Annotated in this window: 5 protein-coding genes; all 5 read left to right on the top strand. The window is 44.9% G+C overall.

What is annotated here, in order from left to right; translation table 11 throughout:
- The first annotated feature begins 39 nt into the window (after positions 1–39).
- The 5 genes from ABDD95_RS16020 (at position 40) to ABDD95_RS16000 (ending at position 11,071) form a co-directional block, all read left to right on the top strand.
- A complete protein-coding gene (locus ABDD95_RS16020) occupies positions 40–1,722 on the top strand; it encodes a M1 family metallopeptidase (RefSeq protein WP_345948349.1) in 1,683 nt (560 codons plus the stop codon).
- Between the two features lie 189 nt (positions 1,723–1,911).
- Positions 1,912–4,659, top strand: coding sequence for a M14 family metallopeptidase (locus tag ABDD95_RS16015; RefSeq protein ID WP_345948348.1), 2,748 nt, complete (start codon positions 1,912–1,914; stop codon positions 4,657–4,659).
- Positions 4,660–4,882: 223 nt separating this feature from the next.
- On the top strand, positions 4,883–5,980 hold the full coding sequence (locus ABDD95_RS16010; RefSeq protein WP_345948347.1) for an SDR family NAD(P)-dependent oxidoreductase: 1,098 nt from the start codon (positions 4,883–4,885) through the stop codon (positions 5,978–5,980).
- 546 nt (positions 5,981–6,526) lie between these two features.
- The gene (guaB, locus tag ABDD95_RS16005) at positions 6,527–7,996 is read left to right on the top strand and encodes an IMP dehydrogenase (protein ID WP_345948346.1); all 1,470 of its coding nucleotides are present in this window, start codon (positions 6,527–6,529) and stop codon (positions 7,994–7,996) included.
- A 216-nt stretch (positions 7,997–8,212) separates the two neighbouring features.
- Positions 8,213–11,071 (top strand): pitrilysin family protein, encoded by a 2,859-nt coding sequence (locus tag ABDD95_RS16000; RefSeq protein WP_345948345.1) that lies wholly within the window; start codon positions 8,213–8,215, stop codon positions 11,069–11,071.
- Positions 11,072–11,225: the final 154 nt, after the last annotated feature.

The raw sequence follows: 11,225 nt of genomic DNA, 5'->3' as shown, positions 1-11,225 counted from the left end.
GAGTTTCTTGGACTTGCTAATGCGTAAAACCTTACCTTTATGAAAGACCGAAATATCACAAACTACATGCTGAGCCTATTTTCACTTATCAGATTGTCTTTCTTATTAAATATTTTGCTTTTTACCGCTTTTTACGCAAACGGTAAAACACAATATAGCTCCAGTGTGCGTACGGAACTGGTTTTATCAGACACCGTAACAGAACAATCTTGGTGGGATGTAACGCATTACCGGATTGCTGTGACTCCTGATTATCGTCAAAAATCTATTTCCGGAGAAAATCATATTGCTTTTCTGGCAAAACACGCTGGGGCCTCTTTGCAGGTTGACCTCCAACAGCCCATGAAAATTACCCGCGTAGTTTGGAATAACAGGGATGTTTTATTTAAAAGAAAAAATGAGGGCGCCTATATAATTAGCTTTCCCAAAGTTATCAAAGCAGGGGAAAAGCATACCATAATTATCCAGTTCGAAGGAAAACCTCAGGAGGCCTTGAATCCGCCGGTTGATAACGGTTGGATATGGACTAAAGATGAAAAAGGCAGACCTTGGATCAGTGTAGCCTGTGAAGGATCAGGGGCAAGTATCTGGCTGCCTTGTAAGGATGTCCTGGCTGATGAACCTGATAATGGCATTTTATTCGACATTACCGTGCCAGATACTTTGGTAGCAGTAGCCAACGGGAGGTTTAAAAGGAGAATCAGTAATAACGGAACCGCTACCTATACGTGGGTGGTTAAGAGTCCCATCAACAGCTATAACATCGTTCCGTATGTTGGCCATTATGTAACCTGGCACAAGCAATACGCCGGGCTGAACAAGTTACTTGATTGCGACTTTTGGGTATTAGATTATAACTTAAATAGAGGTAAGGAGCATTTTAAACAGACAGATACGATGCTGCGCGCTTTTGAATACTGGTTAGGGCCTTATCCATTTTACGCCGACAGTTATAAGTTGGTAGAGGCGCCATTGCCCGGAATGGAACATCAAAGCGCAGTTGCTTATGGTAACGGATTTCAGAATGGGTATCGGGGAAAGGACTTCATATCTGCAACGGGCTGGGGGCTGAAATGGGATTTTATGCTGGTTCATGAAAGCGGGCATGAATGGTTTGGAAACAGCATTACAGCGGCCACTTATGGCGATACCTGGATACATGAAGGATTTACTAAATATCTCGAGACTTTGTATACCGACTTTGTGTTTGGCAGGGAGGCTGGAAATGAGTATGCACTTGGTACATGGAAAAGGATAAAAAACGACAGCCCCATTTTAGGAACGAACACATCAGACAAGTATTACAAAGGAAGCGCCATGCTTCATACCATAAGGCAGCTTGTGGGCGATTCGGTTTTTAGAGGCTGGCTACATGAAATAAACCGAAAATTTTATCACCAGGTTATAAATACCGGGCAAATCTTAAAGCTTCTTAACGGATATACAAAAAAGGACTTTTCTAAAGTTTTTGCCCAATATTTACAGACAACTAAAATTCCGGTTCTAGAGTATTATTTTCAAGCAGGTAAATTACATTATCGCTGGTCGGGCTGCGTAGATGGTTTTGATATGCCACTTAAGATATCATTCGATCCCTCCAACGTTACAGTTATTAATCCCACAACCCAGTGGCAAACATTGACCGTTACCAATGCTACAGGGCGATTAATGGTCGATCGTAACTTTCTTATTAAAGTAACGGAGGTGACGGCCAGTAACTAAGAGTTAGCTTTAATAAACAAGCACTTGGGTTGAGAAAAACGCTTTTATAGCCCCCTCAAAACGGATGTTGGCAATGAGTTAAAGGCTCTCCATAAACTTAACTTTACGCAGGGCTCCCACAAAAAAGTTACATGTAAGCGGTTATCATTTTAAGTACATTAGGAGAGTAAAACTAAAACTCCTTTCCTGATGAAACTAAACTTACTCGGCACTCTCGCCGTCACGGTGTGGCTTACCACGGCTGTGCAGGCGCAAACCGTCCCCTCGCCCAAAGAGCACTTTGGGTTCAACATAGGCGACGATTACCAACTGGCAACTTACACCCAAACAGAAGCCTACTTTAAAAAGCTGTCTGCATCACCCCGTACCAAGCTGGTTGATATTGGCCTAACCGAAGAAGGCCGCCACCAGTGGATGCTGATCGTTTCATCACCCGAAAACATTAAAAACTTAGATAAATACAAAGATATATCGCGCAAACTGGCGCTCAGCGAAAATCTGACCGATGAACAGGCTAAAAGCCTCGCAGCTCAGGGTAAAGCTATTGTTTGGATTGATGGCGGCTTGCATGCTACCGAAACCGTAGGTACACACCAGCTAATTGAAACCGCTTACGAACTCACCAGCCGTACTGATGCAGAAACCATGCGTATATTAAATGATGCGGTTATCCTCCTGGTACATGCCAATCCCGATGGGCAGGAGCTGGTATCGAGCTGGTACATGAGCCAAAAAGACCCGGCCAAGCGTAATATGAACATTCCGCGCCTGTATGAAAAGTATATAGGACACGATAACAACCGCGATTTTTACATGATGAACATGAAAGAATCACAAAATATTACGCGTCAGCAATATTTAGAGTGGTTTCCGCAAATTGTGTACAACCACCACCAAACCGGTCCGGCTGGTTCGGTAGTGGCTGGCCCGCCTTACCGCGATCCATTCAACTACGTGTATGATCCGCTGCTGGTAACCAGTATTGATGCCTTAGGCGCCGCCATGAGCAGCCGTCTGAATGCCGAAAATAAACCCGGTTATACCGAGCGTAACGGCACCTCTTTCTCTACCTGGTGGAACGGCGGCTTGCGCACTACCACTTACTTTCACAATATGGTGGGTTTGCTAACCGAAATTATTGGCAACCCAACCCCTGCCAGCGTGCCCCTGGTGCCCGAGCGTTTAATACCAAGCAGTAATACGCCGTTCCCGGTTACGCCACAGCCGTGGCACTATAAGCAGTCTATAGATTATTCACTGTCATTAAACTATGCGGTTTTGGGCTATGCCGTGCGCCAGCGCGACCAATTACTATACAATATGTATGTAATGGGTAAAAATTCTATTAACCGAGGTAGTAAAGATAATTGGACTTTATCACCCAAACGTGCTGATTCTGTTAATGCAGCTTATCGTAAAGATCAGCCTGCCGGGCAAACTGCCGGTGCGGGTGGCCGCGGGTTTGGCGGCGTGCCGCTTAAATATTACGACCAGGTACTGAAAGACCCAACACTACGTGATCCGCGTGGATATATCATCCCGGCTAACCAGGCCGATTTTCCTACAGCTGTAAAATTCATTAATACGCTGGTGCGTGCGGGTATAGTTATTCAAAAAGCTACTGCCGATTTTAAAGTGAATGGCGTGAGTTATCCGGCTGGCTCTTATATTGTTAAAACAGATCAGCCTTTCCGTCCGCATGTGCTGGATATGTTTGAGCCGCAGGATCACCCTAACGATTTTCAATATCCCGGAGGCCCTCCAATTCGCCCTTATGATAACGCTGGCTGGACACTGGCATTCCAGATGGGCGTTAAATTTGACCGTATGCTGGATGGTTTTGACGGGCCGTTTAAACGCCTGCCTTATGGCCAACTGCAAACACCACCGCTGCATGCCACACCTAACGTAGCTAAAGCCGGTTTCCTTATTAGCCCCGAAGTGAATAACGCTTTTACGGCCGTGAATGATTTGCTGAAAGCCGGTGTTGATGTGTACCGCGTACCAACAGCAACCGAAGGTATGGCTGCTGGTGCATTCTACATTCCGGCAAGCGATGCAGCACATAATGCTTTGTCTAAAATAACCAATACCGGTATAAAGGCAGTTATTGCCAACAAGAAACCAAAGGGTGCAGTTAAGGTAAATAAGCTGCGCATTGGCTTGTGGGATACTTACGGCGGTTCTATTCCTTCAGGATGGATACGCTGGTTGCTGGAGCAGCAGCACTTTGACTTTGAGCGCGTTTACGCCCAGCAAATTGATGCTGGTGCCCTGAAAAGCAAGTATGATGTATTGGTGTTTGTAGGCGGCGCTATCCCATCGGCAAACCCACGTCAGGGTGGTGGCTTTGGCGAGTTCGGCGGCCGCGCACCTAACCCCGACGAGTTACCAGCCGAATACCGTACGCAAACCGGCCGCATTACGGCCGATAAATCGGTACCGCAGCTGAAAGCCTTTTTAGAGGCAGGCGGCAGCATTGTAACCATTGGCAGCAGCGCCAACCTGGCTTACCACCTGCAATTGCCGGTAAAAAATGCCTTAACCGAAACCGTAAACGGACAAGAAAGGCCTTTGCCTGGCGACAAATTTTACATACCCGGCAGCGTATTACAAGTAACGTATGATACCACCCAGCCTGCTACCTGGGGTATGCCTGCCATTGGCGATGTAATGTTCGATAGTAGTCCGGCATTTAAGGTTGACCCCAATGCAAATGCACAAGGTATCAAAGCTCTGGCCACCTATACAACCGACAAGCCTTTACGCAGCGGCTGGGCATGGGGCCAAAAATACTTGAAAGGTTCAATGGCCGCTTTTGTAGCGCCTTATGGTTCAGGTAAGCTTTATGTATTCGGTCCGGAGATTACTTTCCGTGCGCAGGCACACAGTACATTTAAACTGTTATTTAACCAGTTGTATGGTACTACAAAATAGGCTATAATCCATACTGTTAAACTATAAGGGGAGGGGAATTGCTAATTGCAATTCCCCTTTTCTTTTTTACCTGTCACATCAAATTTCAAAACATGCACTCCAAACTATCCCCTGTTTAATTGGTTAGTATGAAATATTTTTAAGCATCATAGCCGCTCCCCTGTATATATCAGCCCTTATTTAAAAAGCACGTTCAATTGCACTTTAAATAAATACAGAGAAAATGATTGCGCATTTATTAAACAACACAAACGGCTGTCTAAGCAAACTCACGCTGGCTGTTAAACAATCTCAAAAACATCAGCTAAAACAATTTTACATCAGCTTTGCATTTTGCCTGCTTGTGGGGTTTATGCTTACGGGTTGCGCCACCGCTAAATTAGGTTCATCTGGCCAGGCTAAAGTAAAAGGTAAAACCTATGTCATTGTAGGTGCGTCGAGCGGGTTTGGCCGTGGTGTGGCCGAGCAGTTGGGCTCCTATGGTGCCAACGTGGTACTGGCCAGCCGCCGTACCAATCTGCTGGAGGAAGTGGCCGGTAAAGTACGTGCTAATGGCGGTACGGCTATGGTGGTAACAACCGATATTAGCAAACCTGACGACGTACAAAACCTGGCAGCAGCCGTTGTGAAGCAGTATGGCAAAGTTGATGTATGGGTAAACATGTCGGGTGTTGGTGCCATTGGCCGCTTTTGGGAGATACCGCTTGAAGACCAGGCTAAGGTAATTGACGTAAACCTGAAAGGTGTTATTTACGCCAGTTATGCCGCTGTAAAACTGTTTAAAGCGCAGGGGTACGGTACGCTTATCAATATGGGGTCTGTTGAAAGCGAAAGTCCGCTGGCTTATCATGCAACTTATGCGGCAACTAAGGGCGCTATACTGAAATTTGATGAAGCACTAAGCCAGGAATTGCGCCTGAGCGGGTTAGAACATATCAAGGTAGTTACCGTTGAACCCTGGGCGGTTGATACCCCTTTTTGGGGCCACGCGGCCAATTATAGTGGCGGTACTGCGCGCATGGCTGCTATGGACGGGCCCGAGAAAGTAGTAAATGCGGTCATCCGCGTATCCTTGCGGCCGCGTAAAGAACTGCCCGTTGGCTGGAAAGCCCGCGGTGCCCGTAATTCGCACCGTTTATTTCCGCGTTTTACCGAGTGGCTTTCCGGGAATATTGTACACAAACAACAGTATAAAAAATCCATGCCTAAGGAGGCAACCTCAGGCTCCGTTCATCAGCCTATGTCAACAGGCCGAGGAGTTGAAGGTGGCGTGCGCGACCGTATGAAAAAAGAAAACGAAGAGAAAAAGAAACAGCGTTGAAAAACAGAGGAAAAGCTAGAGGCGCAGACCAACTTAGGCTTACGATGAATGGTGCTGTATGCTTAATTACTGTGGTATGTTATATAGTGCAAAATGTCCTAATTTATGCAGGAGTGACTACATAGATTGAACATCAGTATTGCTTCATTATCACTATTCATAGTGTTTGCGACGGTCAAAATGTTTAAAAGGCTCTGAACTAAGTCCGGATTAACTAATATTAATGTGAAGTAAAATTTATTTCTCAAAAAATTAAAAGTGGCATTGGGTTTGTATTAATAGCATCAGTAATGTGAGTGTGATTTTAAGGTGCAGAGTGAATAGACAGCCATGTAGATACATGGCTGTTTTTTGTTTAGGCAATGTGCAAACCAGCGTTATAAGTTGTGATAGCAAGTTTGATGATCATAGTTTTAAAAATCTATGATGACTAATGAGATGCTTGCACATCCAATTGTCATTTCGCTGCATCGGCAAAAAGGCTCATTTGCACATCTGCATATTTAACATTACCTTTGCCCGGCAAATAACAAATAATTATTTGCCATGCAGCTCGACCCCTCCAAATTTGTTGCCGAAGGTTTAACGTATGATGATGTCTTACTTTTACCGGCATATTCTGAAGTTTTACCGCGCGAAGTTGATACCGCCTCGTATCTCACCAAAAAGATTAAGCTAAACATTCCAATTGTTTCGGCCGCTATGGATACGGTTACCGAATCGGCATTGGCTATTGCTATTGCACAGGCAGGAGGTTTAGGTATGCTGCACAAAAACATGAGCATACAGGCCCAGGCCGATGAGGTGCGCAAAGTAAAACGGTCTGAAAGTGGTATGATACAGGACCCGGTAACGCTGGATGAAAATGCCATTGTAGCCGATGCCTTTAAAATTATGCGCGAGTTTCGCATAGGTGGAATTCCGGTTATAGATGCCGACCATAAACTAAAAGGTATTGTTACCAACCGCGATTTGCGTTTTCAGAAAGAAATGAGCAAGCCGGTGCGCGAGGTAATGACCACTGATAACCTGATCACCGCACCCCAGGGTACTACGTTAATGCAGGCAGAGGAAATACTGCAAGATCAAAAAATAGAAAAATTACCGGTTGTAGATGGTGAAGGCCGTTTATGCGGGTTAATTACTTTTAAAGATATCCAGAAATTTAAAAACTACCCTATAGCTTGTAAAGACGAGCATGGCCGGTTAAGGGTAGGAGCTGCTGTAGGCGTAACCGCCGATACTATGGAACGCGTAGATGCCCTGGTGAAAGCCGGTGTTGACGTAATAGCCATTGATACGGCACACGGCCACTCTAAAGGGGTTATTAACCAGTTAAAGCAAGTAAAATCCAAATACCCCGAGTTACAGGTAATAGCCGGCAACATTGCCACCGGCGATGCTGCCAGAGCTCTGGCCGAGGCTGGTGCTGATGCGGTTAAAGTAGGTATTGGTCCGGGTAGTATTTGTACTACGCGTATTATAGCCGGCGTTGGTGTACCGCAATTGTATGCCGTTTACGAATGTGCCAAAGCGCTTGAGGGTACCGGCGTTCCGGTTATTGCCGATGGTGGTATAAAACATACCGGCGATATTGCTAAGGCCATTGCCGCGGGTGCCAGTTCAATAATGGCAGGCTCGCTGTTTGCAGGGGTAGAGGAATCACCTGGCGAAAGCATCATTTACGAAGGCCGTCGCTTTAAATCATACCGGGGTATGGGTTCAATCGAAGCCATGGAATCTGGCTCAAAGGACCGCTATTTTCAGGATGTGGAAGATGATATAAAAAAATTAGTGCCCGAGGGTATTGTTGGCAGGGTGCCGTTTAAAGGTACACTTGCCGAGGTAGCTTACCAGTTTGTGGGCGGTTTAAAAGCCAGCATGGGTTACTGCGGCGCCAAAGATATTGCTGCGCTGCAAAAGGCACGTTTTGTACGCATTACAGCTGCAGGTATACGTGAGTCGCACCCACACGATATTACCATTACTAAAGAAGCGCCTAACTACACCAGGTAACTATCCTGATAAGCATAAACTGAGCAGGTTATTGTTGCAATATAGCAGCTGATAACCTGCTTTTTTTATTTGCCAATACCATTTTTTGGCTAAGAGTGTGGTTGTTTGTCACAAGTTAGTTACAATTACTTTTCGCTTCATTTTGAGTTTTAATATCCTTAATATTATTACGCCAAAAAATTAACGTAAAACATAGTTAAACCAACCCTTAAACAAATGAATAAATCTTTTAAAAGTGCGCTTTTGGTACCTGCGGTGGCATTAATGTCGTTGGGTGCAATTGCTCAAACCGGCGGTCAGCCTAAACTGGTCGAAAAAGTTACCCGCAAGGGAACTGAGCTGGTAATACCGTATGAAAAGTACGTGCTCCCCAATGGATTAACCGTTGTTTTAGCCGAAGATCATTCTGACCCTTTAGTGCATGTTGATGTAACTTACCACGTAGGTTCGGCACGCGAAGAGATAGGTAAATCGGGCTTTGCCCACTTTTTTGAACACATGATGTTTCAGGGAAGCGATCATGTGGCGAATGGTGATCACTTTAAAATTATTACTGAAGCGGGCGGTACCCTTAACGGTTCAACCAACCGCGACCGTACCAACTACTACGAGACCGTACCGGCTAACCAACTCGAAAAAATGCTTTGGCTGGAATCCGACCGTATGGGCTTTTTATTAGATGCCGTAACGCAGCAAAAATTTGAAGTGCAGCGTGCTACCGTGAAAAACGAGCGCGGACAAAATTACGATAACCGCCCGTATGGCTTGGCGGGCGAATACACTTCCAAAAACCTTTATCCCTATGGGCATCCATACTCATGGTTAACCATTGGTTACATTGAGGAGTTAAACAAAGTTGGTGTAAACGACTTAAAGAATTTCTTTTTACGTTGGTACGGCCCTAATAACGCAACCATTACCATTGGTGGCGATTTGGATCCTAAACAAACCCTGGCATTAGTAAACAAGTATTTTGGCAGCATTCCTCGTGGCCCGGTTGTTAAAAATGCATCATTCCCGGCACCGGTTTTAACAGCCGACCGCTATGTATCATATACCGACAATTATGCTAAACTGCCTTTGTTATCTATCACCTATCCGGGTGTTAAGGTTTATGATAAAGACATGTCTCCATTGGATGCTTTATCAGAAATTATCGGTCAGGGAAGAAATTCCATCTTTTACAAAAACTTTGTAAAAACCCGTAAAGCTGCCCAAGCATCAATGGGTTCATCAAATACGGAACTGGCCGGCGAAATTACCATCCGTGTAGTTCCTTTCCCGGGTCAAACTTTGGCTGATGCAAAGAAACTGGTAGACGAATCGTTGACTGAGTTTGAAAAAACTGGTGTTAGCGACGAAGCCCTGGTGCGTTTTAAAGCAAGTGCCGAAGCCAACTACATCAACAGCCTTTCGAGCGTTAGCGGTAAGGTATCTGAACTGGCGCAAGCGCAATACCTTACTGGTAACCCAAATCAAATTGGCCGTGAACTGGCCGATATACGTGCAGTTACCAAAGAGGATGTAATGCGTGTGTATAACAAGTACGTTAAAGGCAAACCTGCGGTTATATTAAGTGTATTGCCAAAAGGTGGTGCCTTGCAACCCGTTGCTGCCGATAATTATACCGTTAACACAGCTGGCTACAAAGCGCCCGACTATGGTTACGCCGGCTTAACTTATAAAAAGCCAACCGATAACTTTGACCGTGCTGCCAAACCGGGTAACGGTGCTAACCCTGCAATTAAAGTTCCGGCTATATGGTCGGCAACAACGGCTAACGGTATTAAGATATTAGGTACCCAAAACAGCGAAATTCCATCGGTGTCTATGGATATCTCAATTAAAGGCGGTGGTTTGCATGCCATTAATAACCCTGGCAAAGCAGGCTTGGCGGGTATTGTTGCCCGAATGATGAATGAAGACACCAAGAATTATACAGCTGAGCAGATCACTTCTGAACTGAATAAATTGGGTAGCCAGATCTTTATCTACGCCGGATTTGATAATATCGGCATCAGCGTGTCTTCGTTAACTAAATACCTGCCTAAAACCATGACGTTGCTGCAGGAACGGATGCTGAACCCTAAGTTTACGCAGGATGCTTTGGACCGTATAAAAAAACAAACGCTGGAAGGCTTTAAGCAAGCTAAAACACAACCAGCAGGTGTGGCATCAAGCGTATATAGTAAAATACTGTACGGTACTGATAATGTGCGCACTTATGCAACAGGCGGTAATGAGGAAACTGTAGCCGGCATTACATTGCAGGACGTACAGGATTACTACGATAAGTATTTTTCACCTTCGGCAACTCAAATTGTGATTGTTGGTGACGTGAACCAGGGCACTGCAAGAGGTAATCTAGCCTTCCTTAACTCATGGGCCGATAAAAAAGTATCTCTTCCAACTCCAGTCGAAGGTAAGACGTTTAATAAAACAACTATGTATTTGGTTGATATTCCGGGAGCGGCTCAGTCTGAGATTCGTATAGGTTACCTGGATAAATTAAACTACGACCCAACCGGCGATTATTATAAATTAATTATTGCCAACTATATTTTAGGTGGTGCTTTTAACAGCCATATTAACCTAAACCTGCGCGAAAAACGCGGCTGGACTTACGGTGCACGCTCAGGCTTTAGCTCAAACAAATATGGCGGCGATTTTACCGCTTCTGCAGGTGTATTAGCCACTGCCACCGACAGTTCGGTTGTTGAGTTTATGAAAGAGATACGTAATTATCAGCAAAACGGTATTACCCCTGAGGAGTTGAAGTTTACCCAAACTTCGATAGGACAAAGTGACGCCCGTCGGTATGAAACCAACGACCAGAAAGCCGCTTTCATCTCGCGCTTACTGGAGTACGATTTGAAGCCAACATACGTTGATGACCAAAACAAAATCCTATCAACCATTACACCAGCCGAATTGAACCAGTTATCGGCAAAATATCTGGATACCAATAAAATGGTTATTCTGGTAGTTGGTGATAAGGCACGTATACTGCCAGGCTTACAAAAGTTGGGCTACCCAATTGTTGAATTGGACGCCGATGGCAAACCCAAACAATAACTTTTAGATAAAGTGTAATCTTATCAAAGCCCGGCAAAGCCGGGCTTTTTTTGTGTCGCACTTTTTACAATTTCATCTGCCTTGTGGTAAATAAAGTAATCCAAACATTCATCAATTACTATAAATTTGCGTTACCAATTAACCGCATCTCCAA

It is taken from the genome of Mucilaginibacter sp. PAMB04274, assembly GCF_039634385.2.
Lineage (GTDB): Bacteria > Bacteroidota > Bacteroidia > Sphingobacteriales > Sphingobacteriaceae > Mucilaginibacter.
This window is presented reverse-complemented; position numbering and strand designations above follow the sequence as displayed.